Here is a 17261-nt window from a genome sequence, read left to right as displayed (position 1 = left end):
ATCTATAATGCTCACCCATACCTTCTGCCATCTCTCCCGAATCGGTCCGGCCACAGAAAGGTCCTGGTGGGAGGAAGGAATCCTGACCTGGGAGGACTTCCGGGCTTGCAGGCCTTCCCGGATGTCGCCCAAGAGGCATCAGATCCTGGCCCATGAGCTGGATGTTTCCCAGAAACGCCTCGAGACCGGCGACGCGGCCTACTTCTGGGCAAATCTTCCCAGACCCGAAACCTGGCGGGTGTTCTCCTCCTTTGTACACAGCACTGCCTATGTGGACATTGAGACCACCGGAGGGTGGGGCGGCCTGGAGCATATCACCACCATTGCCGCCTACGACCACAACCGGGTCCATACCTTTGTCCACGGTCAAAACCTGGAGCAGGCTGCGGATATTCTGGCCCGTCCCCAGCTGCTTGTCACCTACAACGGATCCTGCTTTGATCTGCCCTGCCTCAAACGGGAAATGGGGATTCCGGCCCCGGCCGCACACATCGACCTGCGCTTCCTGCTGGCCGGCCTGGGCTTTTGCGGCGGTCTGAAAGGATGCGAGCGTCAACTGGGCCTGGACCGGGGAGAGCTTGACGGGTTCGACGGATATATGGCCGTCATCCTCTGGCACCTCTATACCACCCGGCAGGACAGCAGGTACTTGACCACATTGCTGCGGTATAACTGCGAGGACGTGATCAATCTGGAGCTGCTCATGGTAGAGGCCTGGAACCGGAAAACCGGCCATCTGCCCTTTTCAGCCCCCCATTTGAGCCTCCCGCGCCCCGAGCTTTTCCCCAATCCCTATCCCCTGCATCCAGAGGTCCTGGAGGATATCCGGCCTTTTTTTTCCGGTTCTTCGACCTAGACTGTGGATGTTTGGAGTTTGCCGTCTCTTCTGTAGGCAATTCCACTTTCTGTGTCCAAGAGTCTTTTTTTCTGAGCCGAGGTCTGTCTACAGTCCGCGGCTGGATCGACTCTTAAAACCAGCTACATCCTCTTGGCGATCTCGTGATGGCTGACCACAATCCGGCTCAAATAGCCCACGGTTTCCTGAAACGGGGGCATCCGGCCGTAGGTTTCATATCCGGCCCTGTCGGTATAGGTTCGGGACAGCCCCGCATTATAGGCGGCAGTGGCCGCCAGGAGATTGCCGTGCCGTGCCCGGAGGTTTTCGGCCATGATCCGGATCATCCCCTGGATGGGCTTTTTGTAGGTCACCCGCTGATCAAAACGGTAGAGGAATCTGACATCCCGGGAGTTGAAGATGCTCCGCCCCTCGTAGTTGGCCCGCAGGAATGCCCTGTATTCCGATCTGGCCTCAGAGATCCGTTCATCCAGGACCTCGAGCTGCTCCAGGCGGGACAGGTCCAGTTCCGGATCCAGATCCCCCCCGCCTGAGGCCAGGACCTTGAGGACTTCCTTTAGCTTGGTACGGGCATTGCGGAATAAAGCCGGATCGGAATTGATCAGCTCCCTGCGCTGTTTCTGCAGCTTTTCCAGCCGCTTTTGGGCCGAAGCTGATTCCGGGCGCTTGAGCTCGGCCTCGGGCACTTTGCTGTTCTCCGGGCATATCATTCCTACAGATTGGGCGGTTGCGGACATGAACTGGCAGATTCCCACCGCAAAGGCCCAGGACACCGCAAACTCATAATAGAATGACTCTTCCATCATCTGGGCCATGATCCAGACCGGATCAACCGGGTAGACATCTTCGTGCTCCGGGATGAACTGCATGACCCAGTAGGCGATATTGACCACCCTTTTCTCCATGTCGATCTCAGCCGCGGGACGTCCCCATATCGGAAGATCACCCTGTCCGTACCAGGCATCGATCAGATCCAGTACGGCCCGTCCCATGCGGTATTCATAGTTCTTCCGCGCCTGCGCGGTCCTGGGGATGGTTTCGGTCCTGGGCTGGATAATCTGCACCCCGGACCCATACTGCTGGGTCCGTGCACTGCCGAGCCCTGGGTACAAGCACCCCGCTCCGGCAGCAGCCAAAGCAGCCATGGCTTCTCGTCTGCGCATTCGTTCCTCCAGAGGCCGGTCCTTCCGGCCTGGCAATATCTTCTCTTTCCTGCGGCCCCCTGCTGATGCTCACCGTCACTTCGTCCAGCTTGGACCCTTGAATACAGCACATACAATCGGTTCTTCGACCTGGTTGTACAGCGACACTTTGATATGGTCGTACCGGGGATTGGTCCCCGGCTTCGACCATGGACACTGTGAGTTCAGGACAATGTCGCTGTAGTGCTAGCTTGTGGACTTTTTCAAGTTTGCCATCTATTGGGTATGAAATTCCACTTTCAGCATTGAAGAGCCGGGATTATTAACCTCCTCAAGCGGAGCGAATCGGATCAAGATTCAGGTGCAGGACCGCTTTCAGCCCACAATGTGCGGCTGAAGGCCGCTTCCAGCTTCTGATCCCGGCTGTAGATATCCTTCCGGAAGTGGGTTCGGCCCTCGTCGTCCACCCAGGCCGTCCAGTACAGCAGATGGACCGGGACCGGGCGGGAGAGATGGATGGTCTGGGTCTCCCCGCTCTGGATGGCCCGGCGCAAGGACTGCATGCTCCACCCCTGTTCCGACTGAAGCAAGGCAAGGGCCAGCCGCAGGGGGTGCTCCACCCGGATGCACCCGGAGCTGAAGTCCCTGGATACCTTGTTGAACAAGTATTTGTTCGGCGTATCGTGCAGATACACCGCAAACGGATTGGGAAAGATAAACTTGATCCGGCCCAGGGCATTGTCCGGTCCTGGCTCCTGGCGGATGCGATATGGAAACGACTCTGGGTCCACACTCTCCCAGTCAATGGTGCTCGGGTCGATTTCTTCGGCTTTGCCCCCCCATCCGGACAGCAGGGTCATGGAATGCTCCTGGAGGTATTTTGGATCCTGCTTCACCTTGGGCAGAATATCTTCAATCATGATGCTCCGGGGGACATTCCAGACCGGGTTGAGGACGATATGGGAGATTTGATCGCTGAAGACCGGGGTCCTCCTGGCGGTCTTGCCCACGATGACCCGTTGGCGCATCTCTCTCCCCGGGCCTTCGGAATAGACCAGACTGAAATCAGCCACATTGACCCGCACATGGGGAGTCCCCAGGTCGCGGGGGATCCAGCGCCAGCGTTCCATATTCAGGGCCAGCTGCCGAGTCCTTTGCCGAGCGGATACATTCAGGGCATCCAGGGTCTTGGGGCCAACCACTCCGTCCACCCGCAGTTCATGCCGAGCCTGAAAGCGACAAACGGCTTTGTGTATTCGGGAGGTAAACTCCAGCCCCACGGTGGCGTTCTCAGCCTGAGCCAAATCATGGGTGGCGTGCAGACGCTGTCCCAGGGCGGGGATCCTCTCGGATATATCCCCCTGGGACAGGTTCTCGCCTGAAGGAACCGAGGTCCATCCCCCGGACTGGACCAGGCGGGCATATTCTTCCCAGGCCCGGCGAAGCCTGTGATATCCGGCATGAGGCGGAAGCTGTTCGCGCAGCTCCTTCTGAACGGATGTGGTTTGCAAAGCCCTGTGCAGGGCGCCGACCAAGTCCGGGGCATGGGCATGAGCCATCCAGGATGGGTGCAAAGTCTCTGGATTCACCCGGCCGGCCCGCAGATGTCCGGCCAGGGTCAAAAATGCGTCAGTGAGCAGGATGTCCGCATCAGCCGCTTTCCTGGCGTCCAGCTTCGGGAGTTGCTCCTGGATGCTGGTCAGGAGCCTTTCCAGTATGCCGAGGTGATAGTCGGAAGGATTCATGCCCTGATGGGCGGAATCGCGGATGGACTCAAGCATGTTCCGGGCCGCTCGCATCTGGCCTTGTTCCAGTCCCCAGACCGGGCTGTACTCATGCCGGGCATAGAACTCGGGCAGCAGCTCCACACCGCAAATGAGCTCGCCCTGGCAGGCAAACCTTCGATTTTCCAAGCGATCCCGAATAGTTTCTGCAATCCGGTCATGCCGGGATGATGCCGCAGGAGATGCAGGAGGAGGCTGGGAAAAGGCAGCCGGTGCTTCCCGGGGTCCGATAAGACAGACGGCCATGCACAGCACGGCTGGTAAAAGCGGACCGACACATCTGTATATCTTCCTCTGAAAACTTGATATCCTCCGCGTCCCGCGGCCTGTATCTTCACCCACGATGCAGTTCATACCTCCATCAAAAGTGTCATTTGCGGCACATGCTGGATATTCCGGCAACCAGCCGAAGATGCACCTCCGGAATCCGTCGGCTGATTCACGCTTCTTCCGGTCCCTTGCCCGGCACCTTGCGCTGAAACAGAAACTGCTCCCCGTTCTCAGAGCTGAGCCGGTGCATGAGTATGGTGTACAGGCGGATCTCGGTCTGCAGCACCTTGCGCAGGATCCACAGATACTCCTGGCTGGGCTTGGAAACCGAAATCCCGAACCTGGAGATAAATCCGTCGACAAGGCTCTCTGTATGCGGGCCGTACACCTGGCAGGACAGCCGGTCCTTGAGCTGCCAAATCCGGTGCTGATACCGGTCCATGGCCATGGACCTCTCCTCTTCAGCCGTTCTGCCCCCGGCGGCCCGATCCTCGGCCTGAGCCTGATGAAACGAGTCCAGCCTGTCCTGGAGGTATGTGTTCAGGCAGGTCTGCAGCTGTTCCCGGTCATATCCCCCACCTTGCATGCCCATGCCCCCCATCATGTTTTCGAGTCCAGAACCTGAGGGTTGGCTATGGAATGGGCTTGACCGCCTTGGAGCACGGCAAGGGCGTTTTCAGCGGCCATAAACCCCATCTTTTCCCGGGCCTCCACTGTAGCGCTGCCGATATGCGGAGCGAGGACCACCCGGTCCAAATCATGCAACCCGGGGTGAACAGCCGGCTCGTGTTCATACACATCCAGGCCGGCTCCGGCCAGCTCTCTCTTTTTCAGGGCTTCGACCAGGGCCTGCTCATCGATCAAAGCACCCCTGGCCGTATTGATCAGTATCGCCCCCGGCTTCATGGTCTGCAAAGCCCGGGCGTCGATCAGATGATGCACCTGTTCGGAATAGGGCAGATGCAGACTGACGATATCCGATTCGCCAAGCAGGGCCTCAAAGCTGACATGCTCGGCCTGGGGAAGGGCCTCTTCAGGCGGCAGGGGGGTGCGCTTGGAATACAGGATGCGCATGTCAAAGCCCTGCGCCCTTTTGGCCACCGCTCGTCCGATCCGGCCCATGCCGACTATGCCCAGGGCCCGGCCGCTGAGCTCCCGGCCCAACATCAGCAAGGGATCCCAGCCCTGAAAGGAGCCTGCTCGTACATACCGGTCAGCTTCAGGAATCCTTCGACTGACGGCCAGAATCAAGGCCCAGGTCAAATCCGCGGTTGCCGAGGTGAGAACTCCCGGCGTATTGCACACAGGTATTCCCCTGCGGGTTGCCGCATCCAGATCGATATTGTCAAAGCCGACTGCATAGTTGGATATTACCCGCAACCCGGGCAGGGCTTCAATGACCTCACTGTCCACAGTGTCCGTGAGCAGACAGAGCAGGGCCTGACATCCCTGAGCCCCCTCGATGATCTCTTCTTTGCACAGTGGACGGTCTTGGGGATTGCTTGTGCAGCGAAATCTGCTGTGCGCAAACTCCATGACCGCCTGGGGCAGTCGCCGGGTCACAAAAAGACATGGCCGGTCTGTCATGCGTTCCTCGTTAAAGCATCCCCGCAGGGCTTTGTAATCGTATTTTCAGCATGTTTTTTCACTATCGAGCACCCCCTCAGTAAGATTGGACCCCTGAAAGGTAAGTCCAAAATCCTGAATAACCGTCTCCGCCGCCCTCCGGCCGGAATGCAGGGCCCACTGCAGGCTGGACAGGGATCCAAGATCTCCGGCCAGATACACCCCGGGCCCCATTCGGATCCGGCGGCGAAACGGATTCGGTGTCGGCGGACGCTGAACCGGCAAGGCCCGGGGGATGGTGTAGCTTTTCAGATGCTTCCACGCCTGGACTTGAGAACCGAACCACTCCCCGGCCTGACTCAGCACAGCCCGGAGCAGCTCATCATCTGCAACTGCGCTCTGCCCTACGACTGTAACCGATATCAGGGACAGCCCCTCGGGGGCATATCCTGGAGCCACCTGGCTGGGAACGCACATGCTGGTAATGGGCCCATTGCCCTTTGAATCCAGGATAAGCAGGGGTTCACGCAAGGGCGGCTCCGGGGCCTGAAAATAGATGCAGCGCACACTGCGATAGGGATGCCGGTTGTGCATATCCAGGAGTCTGGCCGCCTCCATGCCGTCACAGGCCACCACCACAGTCTTGGCCTGGATCTCTTGACCGGACTTCAAGGTAACCGTCCCGGGCTTGATACGGCTCACCGGAGCATTCAGAATCATCATCTCGGGAGGAAACGACCGGGCCAGCTGCCTGGGAACAGACATTATCCCCTTTCCGGGCAGGGCTGCATCCCCGGAAGCGAAGACCCGGAAGACAAACTCAAACATCCGGCTGGTGGTCTGGAGCTCGGGGTCAAAGAATACAGCCGTGAAAAAGGGACGGAAAAAACGCTCTATGATCCGTTCCGAAAATCCTGCCCGGGCCAAGGCTTCACCCATGGGCCGCTCCGGCTCTTGAAACAGGTCCTGCACCGTGGAGCGGAGCACACGCCGCCGTAACGCCCACAAGCGCACCTTGTCCTGGAGTCCGCCGACTTGGGAGAAGACACTGCTCAGGGCATGCCTGGGGTCCCGGAATGGATCGGCAAACCGGATCCACCGGTTGTCGTGGCGGATCAAGGCTCCGGACTGAAAGGGGTGCAGGTCGAGGGAATGATAATCAAGCTGCCGCTTGGCCTCGGGGTAGTCGGTCTGCAAAACCTGAAATCCGCGGTCCAAGAGAAATCCCTGGACCTGATCGGTCCGCAGGCGGCCTCCGATGTCGTCTTCAGCCTCGACAACAACGGTATCCAGTCCATTGGCCCGCAGAAGCCGCGCGCAACTGAGCCCAGACGGCCCGGCCCCGATCACACACACATCAGCCATGCGCCTCTCCGCGAATTTTCTCGCCCATGCCTTCCCCTGCATCCCGCTTATCACCAAGGGAGTTCCCCTGCACTCTGCACCATGGAACGCTAAAGTGGATACGACCGATTGTCAACGCGGCCCGGGGCCATTCCCGGGCCGTCCCTCCGGCAGCCCTATTCCCAGAACAGGCACCTGTTGACTTCAAACCAGGCCAGTCCACTGGGGACGGAAGCCCCTGTGCACGGGCTCATGATCCCGGCCAGGACAAAGGTGTCCATGCTGGCGTGCAGGTCAGCCGGGGCAGGCAGACTCTGCACCACCTGATGGAGCAGCCCTGCCTCAAATTTAAACGACCGGACATGGGTCTTGGCCCCTTCAAACAAGGCAGCCATAGACCCCGCCTGCTCTCCGGCACAGGCATCCAGCACGTCGCGTACTGCCTGCTCAGGATCCAGCTTTCCCTCGTCCCTGGCCCTGGCCAACAGTATCCTGGCCACTCTGGGCATGAAGTAGCTTTCGTCCGGCGTCAGGCGAAGCCCGCATGAATCCCATCCCTGGCTGGGCCGTTTCTGGACCGGGACAATGGCCCGCTCCTCAAATGCGGTGAGCAGAGATTCGTTTTTGTCCTCCACCGGCAGATCTATATTTGCATAGGAGGTGCACTCCTGCTCCAGGCATGCATCGAAAATCCGAGCCAAGTCCGCAGCTTCCGGACCGAACTGATTGATCAGGCACTGTTCGAGCCGTTGAGTTCCTGTAGCCATTGTCTCCTCGCTTTTAGGTTAAACTAGCCCACATGCCCTGACGGGCACGCTTTCGCTAACGAAACATACAAACGATTTCGATACCGATTGAAAGTGGTTACCCATTGTCGGTGATTTCCTTTCTTCGGGTTCGTAATCGATATCGGGATCGGGATCGATATCCATAAACTGAGGGTTCCTGCTGCACAGAATGACATATTCTTTCAATTTCGATAGCGATCCCGATTTCGATTTGGATTCTCACAACTATTAACTAATAACTGTTTTTCATACAAACAATCCCACATGCCTTCCAAGGCGCAGACACGCTTGCGCTGACGAAGCATGAAATGTGTCGAGGATCCATTTTTTCAAGCCGTCTTTCGCTCCCAGGAGAGGGCGCGCAGTATCCCTATCAAGGATCAGATTCCCCCTCAATCCGCATAACGACCATGGAGATATCGTCTTTGAAGTTCTCACTTCCGGTAAACAGCTGCAGTTGGTTCAGGAGATGGTCTATAACTTCATGGGGATGGGCACTGCTTTGTTCGCGGATAAGGGAGCAGAGTCGCTGCTCGCCGAAAAAATCCCCCATTTGGTTCCTGGCCTCGGTGATTCCGTCGGTGTACAGCACGAGCACATCCCCGGGCTCCAGCCGCTCTGTCTTTTCTTCATACTCCACCTCCGGCTTGATCCCCAGGATGAGCCCCTCTGCGTCCAGGACCTGAAACTCCTGCCGCCTGCTTTTCCAGATCAAGGGCAGGTTATGCCCGGCGTTGGAGTATGCGATTTCCCTGCTTTGCGGGTAGTATTTCAGATAGAACATGGTGATGAACATCTCAGTCTTGACCAGATTGGTATGGAAAAATCTGTTCAAGTCCCTTGAAAGTCTGCTGGGCTGCTTCCTGCTCAAGGACTGGGCCTGAATGAATGTCCTGACCTCGGCCATAATCAAGGCAGCGGCTATATTGTGGCCGGAGACATCGGCAATGACCAGGTCCAGGGAGTCGTCGTCGTTGACCAGAAAGTCGTAGTAGTCCCCGCCCACATGATCGGCTGTCACACAGACTCCAGCCAGGGAAGCGCCCGGAACATCCGGAGGGGATGTGGGCAGAAGGCCGAGCTGGATGTTTTTGGCGATCTCCAGCTCCCGTCTATACTGGCGGGCGGCGATAAGCCGCTCGGTCTGGCGGGCATTGCGCCAGGCAATGCCCAACTGAGCGGCAATGCTTTCAAAGACCTCGATGAATTCTTCTGTAAAAATGCCCTTGTCTGTGCGGGAGAAAGCGGACAGGACCCCCACGGGCCTGCCTTCCACAGCTATCGGGGCATGGGCGAAGGAGGTGATTCCCTCCCGCTGCATGATCTTTGCAGAAACCGGCCTCTCCACCCCATCCGTATCGTTGACCACCTGAATGGTATTGGTCAGAAAGGCCTCTCCAATCACGGTATCAAGGTTCACCTCCCGGTCCGCATCATCAAGATGCTGCATGCTCATGCCCTTTTGACTCATCAGCCGCAGCTTTTTGCCCTGCTCATCAACGATCCGGACCACACACAGGTCGAATGGAAACTGCCGGGTCAAAAGATCCAGGAGATTGTCCATAATTGTTTGCAGGTCCTGCCCGCTGGCCACCACCTTGGCCGCCTCAAACAAGACCTGCAGCTGTTCCCGGGTTGCAGCCCTGCTGATATTGACCGACCCGAAAATGTCAAACACATCCTCCATCCTGCTTCCGCGGGCGGCCAGGTAGTTTTCGACAATGATTCGGGCCAGAGCGCTGCCCACATACCCGGCCAGGGTCCTTTCCGTAAAATCCTTGATCTCCGGAAGCTCCGGGTCAACGATTCGCCTCTCACCCAAAAAGGCACTGATGGCTGCCTGGGCCTTCTTCTCTCCGATAAACTTGCTCATCAACTGCATCAGCTCATCCGCAGTCGGTGCCTTGCTCAGCCGCTGCTTCTTGGCAACCACCCCAGTCTTGCTGAATATATCCACAAATCTGGCGGCCTGTTCCTTTTGAACCTCATCCTGGCCAAAGAGAAAGGACAGGCTGACCAGGGCGCCGACATTAAAAAACATGGTCCAGAGCAGGGAATGGCTCCACATATCCAACCCCTGCATTCCAAACAAATGCAGCGGACAGAGGAAACCGAGATGAAGCAGGCAATCTTCCAGGATCTCCCCACCCAACCAGCCGGAAAAGACAAAGGATGGAACCAGAAGAGTATAGAACCAGACGATGAACCCCAGAATCAATCCGGTTAGCACCCCGATTCGGTTGGCCCGCTTCCAGTACAGGCCGAAAAGTACGGCTGGGGCGAACTGGGTGGCACCGATGAAGGAGATGAATCCGATCTTGACCAGGGTGTAGGATTCACCGATTACATTGTAGAATCCATACCCGACCAGGATGGCCACAAATATGCAAATCCGCTTCAGATTGATCAACAGGCCGGATATGTCGTTCCCGTGCAGGGACTTGATCTTTAAGATGACCGGCATGAGCAGGTTGTTCAACATCATGGTGGACAAGGCCACCGAGGAGAGCATGACCATGCCGGCGGCAGCGGAAAAACCGCCGACAAAGACCAGGAGTCCCAGCCAGAGATGGTCGGCCATCAAGGGGATGGAGACCACAAAGTAGTCGGCCTGACCCGCGTCTCCGTCATTGAGCAGCAGACCTCCCAAGGCAACGGGGATGACAAAGATATTGATCAAAAAGAGGTAGGCCGGGAACCGCCACATAGCCTCGAGGATATGTTTTTCCCTGGTGTTTTCCACCACCATGATATGAAACTGGCGGGGCAGGAACATAAAGGCCATCATGGACATGACGATGAATGTGGCCCATGTGGTATACGAGCTGAACTCGGAATCAAGCAGCAGGAGGCCTTGTTTTTCCGGGAAGCGGGACAAAAATTTGGCAAAAATGTCCCCGAATCCGTCAAAAAGACCATAGGTTACGAAAACACCGACCATGAGAAAGGCGAAGAGTTTGACCACAGACTCCAGGGCTATGGCCGCCACCAGCCCCTCATGCCGTTCAGAGGCATCCAGATGTCTGGCCCCGAATATAACGCTGAAAAGCCCCAGCAGCAGGGCCAGGATCAAGGTCGTATCCACCCGCAGGACATGGGAGAAGAAGGAGGAATCAGTTCCCATGACGTCTTGCCCTGGAGCGGATGCGATCAGAGTAAAGGTTTCCGACACCGCCTTAATCTGCAGGGCTATATAGGGCATGATTCCGATCACGGCGAAGATAGTGACCACGGCACCCAAGAACACTGATTTGCCATACCGGCTGGAGATGAAGTCGGCGATGGAAACCAGCTTGAGTTCCTTGCTCACCCGAAGCATCTTGCGCAGGAAAAACCACCAGGTGAAGGCCATCAGGGTCGGCCCCAGATATATGGCGATAAAATCAAGGCCGGTGGTTGCCGCCCGCCCCACACTCCCGTAAAAGGTCCAGGAGGTGCAAAACACGGCCATGGACAAAGTGTAGACCGTGGGGTTGGCGATTATGCTCCGATTTTTCTTCCCCTTGTGCTCAGCCCAAGAGGCGGCGGCAAAGAGCAGGGCAAAGTATCCCAGGATGATCAGGGACAAGACACCCACATGTATCATTGCAAGCTTCCTTGATCACTACGGGATATATCCCTGGGCTGCTCCTCTTCGAAGGTCAGGCCCCTGGAAAAGAGGTAGATGACCAGGATGGACAGAGGCCACCCCACCAGGAGGTACACAACAGATAGGGGAATGCCGAAGATGAGATATACCTTGTCAAAGATGATCAAGAAGGGGTAATTGAGCATGACCAGTCCCAGAAGAAATAAAAAACGCCACATCTCTGTGATCGGGGGCGGAGCATTCTTCTTGGTTCTATGCAGATGCATCTTCCAATTCCTCCTGGTCATGGTCAGCTGCCGACCTTGGCAGTCTACGAAAAATGAGCTGATTCCCGGTCTGCAGGACTGAAAACATGCAGGATATGATAAGCTGGACCCGGGATCTTTGCAATGTGTTGACCGCAATTGACCTACTCCACACAGACCTTTCCTGGAGAGATTTCTGTGAATAACCTGCCGGAAGTGAAATCAATCGCCGACCTGGCCTACGGCCGGGATCCGTACCTTGATGCCTGGCTTTTGCACTTTATGACCAAAAACAACCTGGAGCATTTGATCGCTCCGGACAAGAACGCCTCCCTGGACCAGCTCCGGTTTCTGGTCGATATGCAGGAGGGGCAGTTTTTTGCTCCCTGCACGGACTGGATGCTGGACAACCTGCTCAAATCGGAGATGACTGCTGAGCTGCGGAACGAGTACCGGGCCACATGGCGCAGGCTGGTCCTTCTGATCCGGCACATCCCGCTGGATCCGTATCTGCGGCGAAAAATCGTCGCCTTGTGCCGCTACAAGTTTCAAAACACCCTGCGCTACCCATTTGTCATTCCCTCCCGGCTCATGAAATGGCTTTTGACCATCTTTCTCAGCCAAAGTGCGCTTCAGGATCCTTACCAGGAGCGGAAAAAGACATTCAATGCCCGGGCCCACAAGTTCATGCATACAGCCCTGTTCAAGAGATTCATCAGCGCCTGTCCCAGTTCGACCATGGGCTGCAAGAGGATCCAGGACTTGCGCTGGCAGCTGGACATCCTGGAGTTCAAGCGCCTCTTTTGCCTGTCCACCTGGAACGCGATCTGGGAAATCGAGGACTTTTCTCCGCAGCCCGACGAAGTGGACCGGGAGATCGGCAGGGATTGGACAGATTTCGAACAGACCATGACCGATATCTTCGGAACCCAGAACCGGGGGATGAAGATCCTGTACGTGCCCAACTCGGCCGGGGGCATCCTCTTTGACCTGATGATTGTCCAGGCTTTTCACCGGCTGGGACACAAGGTCATCCTGGCCCTGAAGGAGGGGTTCTACTATGACTACCCAATCTTCTGGGACTATGAGAACGACCCGGTGCTCTCCGAGTTCCTCAATGGCGCACGGCTGATCGAAGACAGCAACATCTCCAAGAACGACCTTCTGGACACGTTGCGGGCCAACGACCTGGTGGTCATTTCAGACGGCACCAGGGAAAGGCTGAATATGTACCGGACCTCGGTCACCTTTGCCCGGGCCTGGAAAGAATCGGATGTAGTCATTGCCAAGGGCAGCGGCAACTACCACCGCCTGGTGTACAGCTCCCATCAGTTCACCCGGGACATACTGGCCTTTTACCGGGATGAGGACGGAACAGTGCACTTCAGCTACAAGCCGAAATCCCCCAAGGTGGACATCCACTCCGAAAAGGATCTGGTGCTCAAGGCTGAACGGATTAAGCGCCGGATGCTCAAGGCACATGACAACGGGCAGAAGGTCATGTTTTACAGCGCGATCGTGGGCAGCATTCCGGGTCAGACCCAAACCGCCATTACGGTCCTGAACACTTTTGTCCACTATCTGCGCACCAAGCTGGAAAAGACGTACATCATCAACCCGGCCGAGCATTTCGAGTCTGGCATGGATGCGGACGATCTGATGTATATGTGGGAAATCGTTCAGCGCAGCGGTCTGCTGGATATCTGGAGGTTCCAGACCGTGGAGGATATTGAAACCAGCTTCGAGCTCATGGGGGAAAAGATTCCGCCGATCTGGGCCGGGAAGGACGCGACCTACTCCACCGGATGCACCAAAGAGATGCAGATCGCCCTGGAGGTACAGCAAAAATATCCGGAGATGCAGATCATCGGCCCCAACCCGGAACGTTTCTTCCGGCGGCGGGAATACGGGATAGGCAAGTTTTTCGACGCCAGCATGGAACGCCGGTTCGTCCGCAGATCCTGACCCCCTGGCCTTGGTTCACCTGGTTCAGGCCCGGCGGCCGAAAAGACGGCAGCCATGCGCAGGCGCGTGGCTGCCTCTACTTCTGCGACGAATATTCATTCTACAGCGGCATTTTCCTGAACTCACAGTGTCCTTGGACCAATCCCCGACAAGGTCATATCAAAGTGTCGTTGTCGTATTCAGTGAATTCGAAAGATCAATCCTCCATGCCCCCTGCTGCCTGGGAGAGGTCCAGAACAAGGTTATGCACCTCTCCGCCCGCATCGTCCTTGAGCTGCAGACGCAGCTTTGCTGCCGAGGGAGCTTCACCGGGAAAGAACAGAAACCCTCGTCCCAGCATGCGCGGTCCAACGGTCCGGTTTTCCAGATTCTTGTCCGCCAGATCCTGGCTGATCCGGCGTTCAGCCTTGTTTGAGGCCAGCTCTTCGCTTCCGCCCAGGACCGCGCCTCCGGCAGCTCCGACCGCAGCGCCCTTGCCCAGGGCTGCGCCCACGTTTTCACCGGTCAAAATACCCACAGCCGCCCCGACCACGGCCCCGCCGGCAGCTCCGAGAAGCGATCTCTTGCCGGCCTGGCCCGCGATCCGGGCGTATTCCGAACTCTCCTCCACCCGTTCATAGGCTGTTTGCCGGTCCAAAAGATTCCAATAGTTGCCTTGATCGTCGATGAGAAAGGTCTGTCCGGGTACGACCGTCAGAGAGTTCGTCCCAGCATTGTCGATGACCACTTGCACCGGAAGCAATCCGGCCTTGCGGATGTTGAAGCCAAAGGCCTGCTCGGCCTTTTCCGGATCATCGTAGGCCACGGAGGCTACCTGGGCTCCGGCAGCCGTCTGCATGTTGGCTATGGATTCCGGCGGCCTGAAAGGCGTTTCCTGGCTTTTGTACCCGGTACATGCTGCAATCAGCATCAGCATTCCCAGGCTGAAAAAAATGCGTTTCATAAGTGTTCTCCTCATCGGCTTTTCAGCCGCCGGCTCACGGTTATCTGACGGGTTGCTTTCCCAGTGCATTCACGATAGACAGACGGCTCCTTTCAGTCAACTCCCATATCGCGGACGCGCGCATGCAATTCCTGCTCATATTCAACCAATCACTCCTCCCCCTGCTGCTCATTGTAGGCATCGCCATTTTCTGCCAGCGCTTCTTTCAGCCGGACATCAAGCAAATCGCCGGTCTGGCCCTGAATGTCTTCGCCCCGCTTTTGGTCTTTGATTCCCTGACCCGGCATCAGACCACACTGCCCGAACTCTGGCAGCCGTTTTTGTTCATGGTCCTGCTCACCGGGGCCATGCTGATCCTGGGCAGGCTGGCGGCTTGTGCCCTTCGCCTGTCACCCCAGGATCGAATATCCTTCATATTGGCCTGCTCCATGATCAATATCGGCAACTTCGGCCTGCCCCTGATCTATTTCACTTATGGTCAGCAGGCCGTTCCCATGTCGGTGATCATTTTTGTGGTCTTCAACATCCCCCTGACCACGCTGGCCATTTTCGTCAGCAGCGACAAGGCCCATACCAGGGACATGCTCATGGATGTGCTCAAGATCCCCATCTTTCACGCCATGCTCCTGGCCCTGATCTTTACCGCCGCGCATTGGCAGCTCCCCTCCGGACTGGCCAAAGGGGTGCACCTCATGGCCGAGGGGGCGATTCCGCTGCTCATATTCGTCCTTGGACTGCAGCTGGCCACAATCTCCTTGAGCAGGCACTGGAAGGTCTACGCCTGGGCCATCGTTTTGGCGGTCGGCATCCGGCTGTTTGCCTCTCCCCTGCTGGCCGACCGGATTCTCAACCTGTTCTCCTTCCCGGCCCTGGAACATAACGTAGCCCTGCTCCAGACCTCCGGCCCGTCCGCCCTGCTGCCACTGATGTACGCCATCAACTTCAATCGTTCGCCAGAGCTTTTGGCCGCCCTGATCCTGAGCACGACCGTTGTCTCCGGTATCTCCCTGCCCCTGGTCATTTCCCTGCTTTAGCCGGCTCCCCTTCAACGGGAATCCAGGGGACTCTCTTCGTATGAAAAACTGTTATTCGTTAATAGTTATCAGGATCCGATTGGGTAGCCACTCCCAGTCGGTATCGGTATCGAAATCGTTTGTATGCCTCGTTAGCGAAAGCGTGCCTGCGCCTTGGCAGTCATGTGGGTTTGTATGAAAAAACCGAATTAACCCGTTGATCTTATTGGTCTTCAGCAGGAATCTGATAATTTTTGTATGCGTGGTCTCTTGTGAGCCGACAATTTGTTGTTCCTGCTGAAGAAGGTCACGTTTGTACCGCGCTCTGCGGCTTCAGTTGATTTCTCGACCTTATAAATATTTTAAGGTGGTTGACTGTCTCTCGATCAGGCTTCAGTGGGCACCAACTTCATGCCAAGGACCGATGCTTGTTTTCTCAAGTACCTTAAGGTTGCTGCTTGAGCTCTTTGTTGCAGATAGTGTGCACCCAGATCTCTAAATGCTGTTCCGAACTTGATCACATGGTATATGGCTTTGAGTAATCTGTGGGCAATAGCTACTATGGCCTTTTTAGGCCCTCGACGTGACTTGAGACGGTGGAATTTTTCTTTGTAATACGAATCCTTTTTCCTCGTAGCGGCCCAAGCGGCTTCAACCAGAATCGTTTTCAGATGATGCTTTTTGACCGGGCTTTTGCCCCCTTTGCGTTTTCCGGCGCTTTCGTTGTTCCCGGGACAGAGACCAGCCCAGGAAGTCAGATGGCTGCAGGAGGGAAATGCCTCCAGGTCTGGACCTATCTCAGCCAGTACAGCCCTGGCAGTTACTTCATTGATGCCTGGAATACGGTCCAACTCCTCAAGAATGGGAGTATGCTCGCTCATCAGTTCCTTAAGGCGACAGTCAAGAGTCTCAATCTCCTGTTCATGGTGAGAAATACTCCGAAGCAGAGACCGCAGCATAAAAGCATGGTGAGCAGTGAAATGGCCCTGAATGGAACGAAAAAGCTCAAAAGCCTTGTGCCTTACCCTGCCATGAGCTGCTTTTTTGACGTCTTCCAGGGTAATCTCTGCCTCAGGGTCTGCCAGCAAAGCAATAAGCCGACGCCCTGTGGCTCCAAAAGGATCAGAAAGCACAGAATCAATCTTGATGTTGGCTGATTCAAAGAGCTTGTGGACTCGTCTTTTGTAGTCATTTTGGGTTTGAACGTGCTTTTGTCGGCACCGGGTGATGTCCCGCCATTCCCGCACATGTTTTGGAGGAATGAAGCTGCCTTTGACCAAGCCGTACCGAAGCAGCCCGGCGAGCCATCTGCTGTCGGCAATATCCGTCTTGCGCCCGGGCACGTTTTTGACATGACGAGCATTGACCAGAATAACCTCTACTGCTTCTTCAAGGATATTGTGGACCGGTCTCCAATAGATTCCCGTGCTTTCCATGGCTACTATGGGGCAGCTATGCTCGATGAGCCACTCTCGAAGTCGTATCAGGCTGTCGGTGAAAGTGTCGAACTCTTGGATGATGCTTTGCTCTTGCCCGCTGGAATCATTGAATATCAAGCAGGCAGAGATTGATTTTTTGTGCACGTCCAGACCACAGCATACAGGGTGGACAACAGAAATAGTTTGTTTAGTCTTGTCTTGATTCATGGTTGTCTTCCTCCGGTATTGAGGGTTTTATGTTTTTCCGGAGAAGATAACCATGAATCTTAGCAAGGCTAGTTTTTTCATGCTTCGTTGTGCCTGCGCTTTGGCAGGCA

At 56.3% G+C, this 17261-nt stretch carries 13 protein-coding genes; 3 read left to right on the top strand and 10 right to left on the bottom strand.

What is annotated here, in order from left to right:
• Window positions 1–7 precede the first annotated feature (7 nt).
• Window positions 8–856, top strand: a complete 849-nt coding sequence (locus tag N902_RS0115200) for a ribonuclease H-like domain-containing protein (protein WP_027371592.1) — start codon at window positions 8–10, stop codon at window positions 854–856.
• A gap of 122 nt (window positions 857–978) precedes the next feature.
• Here N902_RS0115200 and N902_RS18325 read toward each other — a convergent pair whose 3' ends face one another.
• The 8 genes from N902_RS18325 to N902_RS18305 all read right to left on the bottom strand — a co-directional run bounded on the left by N902_RS18325 (window position 979) and on the right by N902_RS18305 (window position 11605).
• A complete protein-coding gene (locus N902_RS18325; protein ID WP_051564667.1) occupies window positions 979–2019 on the bottom strand; it encodes a transglycosylase SLT domain-containing protein in 1041 nt (346 codons plus the stop codon).
• Between the two features lie 329 nt (window positions 2020–2348).
• The gene (locus tag N902_RS18320) at window positions 2349–4028 is read right to left on the bottom strand and encodes a L,D-transpeptidase family protein (RefSeq protein ID WP_161635202.1); all 1680 of its coding nucleotides are present in this window, start codon (window positions 4026–4028) and stop codon (window positions 2349–2351) included.
• A gap of 193 nt (window positions 4029–4221) precedes the next feature.
• Complete coding sequence (locus N902_RS0115185) at window positions 4222–4644, bottom strand: hypothetical protein (protein WP_153304256.1); 423 nt, start codon at window positions 4642–4644, stop codon at window positions 4222–4224.
• Window positions 4645–4652: 8 nt separating this feature from the next.
• Window positions 4653–5639, bottom strand: coding sequence for a 2-hydroxyacid dehydrogenase (locus tag N902_RS18315; protein ID WP_034623153.1), 987 nt, complete (start codon window positions 5637–5639; stop codon window positions 4653–4655).
• A 45-nt stretch (window positions 5640–5684) separates the two neighbouring features.
• Window positions 5685–6983: an NAD(P)/FAD-dependent oxidoreductase gene (locus tag N902_RS18310; protein WP_051564665.1), complete on the bottom strand. Its 1299-nt coding sequence runs from the start codon at window positions 6981–6983 to the stop codon at window positions 5685–5687.
• A 155-nt stretch (window positions 6984–7138) separates the two neighbouring features.
• Complete coding sequence (locus N902_RS0115170) at window positions 7139–7729, bottom strand: hypothetical protein (RefSeq protein WP_027371590.1); 591 nt, start codon at window positions 7727–7729, stop codon at window positions 7139–7141.
• A 394-nt stretch (window positions 7730–8123) separates the two neighbouring features.
• The gene (locus N902_RS0115165; RefSeq protein WP_027371589.1) at window positions 8124–11336 is read right to left on the bottom strand and encodes a SpoIIE family protein phosphatase; all 3213 of its coding nucleotides are present in this window, start codon (window positions 11334–11336) and stop codon (window positions 8124–8126) included.
• On the bottom strand, window positions 11333–11605 hold the full coding sequence (locus N902_RS18305) for a hypothetical protein (RefSeq protein ID WP_051564664.1): 273 nt from the start codon (window positions 11603–11605) through the stop codon (window positions 11333–11335). The genes N902_RS0115165 and N902_RS18305 overlap by 4 nt, the downstream gene beginning before the upstream one ends.
• A 177-nt stretch (window positions 11606–11782) precedes the next feature.
• Between N902_RS18305 and N902_RS0115155 the strand changes: the two genes are divergently transcribed.
• On the top strand, window positions 11783–13549 hold the full coding sequence (locus tag N902_RS0115155; protein WP_051564663.1) for an ARMT1-like domain-containing protein: 1767 nt from the start codon (window positions 11783–11785) through the stop codon (window positions 13547–13549).
• Between the two features lie 196 nt (window positions 13550–13745).
• On the opposite strand, the gene N902_RS18300 is transcribed toward N902_RS0115155, so the two are convergent.
• Window positions 13746–14492: a hypothetical protein gene (locus N902_RS18300; RefSeq protein WP_034623152.1), complete on the bottom strand. Its 747-nt coding sequence runs from the start codon at window positions 14490–14492 to the stop codon at window positions 13746–13748.
• Between the two features lie 122 nt (window positions 14493–14614).
• Here N902_RS18300 and N902_RS0115145 point away from each other — a divergent pair, with 122 nt between their 5' ends.
• On the top strand, window positions 14615–15526 hold the full coding sequence (locus N902_RS0115145; RefSeq protein WP_027371587.1) for an AEC family transporter: 912 nt from the start codon (window positions 14615–14617) through the stop codon (window positions 15524–15526).
• Window positions 15527–15891: 365 nt separating this feature from the next.
• On the opposite strand, the gene N902_RS0115140 is transcribed toward N902_RS0115145, so the two are convergent.
• Window positions 15892–17151: an IS110 family RNA-guided transposase gene (locus tag N902_RS0115140; protein ID WP_051564662.1), complete on the bottom strand. Its 1260-nt coding sequence runs from the start codon at window positions 17149–17151 to the stop codon at window positions 15892–15894.
• Window positions 17152–17261: the final 110 nt, after the last annotated feature.

It is taken from the genome of Desulfovermiculus halophilus DSM 18834 (genome assembly GCF_000620765.1).
GTDB classification, from domain to species: Bacteria; Desulfobacterota; Desulfovibrionia; order Desulfovibrionales; family Desulfothermaceae; genus Desulfovermiculus; species Desulfovermiculus halophilus.
The sequence above is the reverse complement of the archived record's forward strand: the minus strand, read 5'-3'. Positions and strand labels throughout refer to the sequence as shown.

What these genes read in the sequence shown, in the direction of transcription:
- N902_RS0115200 (WP_027371592.1), top strand. Translation starts at nt 8, where the DNA reads ATGCTCACCCATACCTTCTGCCATCTCTCCCGAATCGGTCCGGCCACA.
- N902_RS18325 (WP_051564667.1), bottom strand. Translation starts at nt 2,019, where the DNA reads ATGCGCAGACGAGAAGCCATGGCTGCTTTGGCTGCTGCCGGAGCGGGG.
- N902_RS18320 (WP_161635202.1), bottom strand. Translation starts at nt 4,028, where the DNA reads ATGGCCGTCTGTCTTATCGGACCCCGGGAAGCACCGGCTGCCTTTTCC.
- N902_RS0115185 (WP_153304256.1), bottom strand. Translation starts at nt 4,644, where the DNA reads ATGGGCATGCAAGGTGGGGGATATGACCGGGAACAGCTGCAGACCTGC.
- N902_RS18315 (WP_034623153.1), bottom strand. Translation starts at nt 5,639, where the DNA reads ATGACAGACCGGCCATGTCTTTTTGTGACCCGGCGACTGCCCCAGGCG.
- N902_RS18310 (WP_051564665.1), bottom strand. Translation starts at nt 6,983, where the DNA reads ATGGCTGATGTGTGTGTGATCGGGGCCGGGCCGTCTGGGCTCAGTTGC.
- N902_RS0115170 (WP_027371590.1), bottom strand. Translation starts at nt 7,729, where the DNA reads ATGGCTACAGGAACTCAACGGCTCGAACAGTGCCTGATCAATCAGTTC.
- N902_RS0115165 (WP_027371589.1), bottom strand. Translation starts at nt 11,336, where the DNA reads ATGATACATGTGGGTGTCTTGTCCCTGATCATCCTGGGATACTTTGCC.
- N902_RS18305 (WP_051564664.1), bottom strand. Translation starts at nt 11,605, where the DNA reads ATGCATCTGCATAGAACCAAGAAGAATGCTCCGCCCCCGATCACAGAG.
- N902_RS18300 (WP_034623152.1), bottom strand. Translation starts at nt 14,492, where the DNA reads ATGAAACGCATTTTTTTCAGCCTGGGAATGCTGATGCTGATTGCAGCA.
- N902_RS0115145 (WP_027371587.1), top strand. Translation starts at nt 14,615, where the DNA reads ATGCAATTCCTGCTCATATTCAACCAATCACTCCTCCCCCTGCTGCTC.
- N902_RS0115140 (WP_051564662.1), bottom strand. Translation starts at nt 17,151, where the DNA reads ATGAATCAAGACAAGACTAAACAAACTATTTCTGTTGTCCACCCTGTA.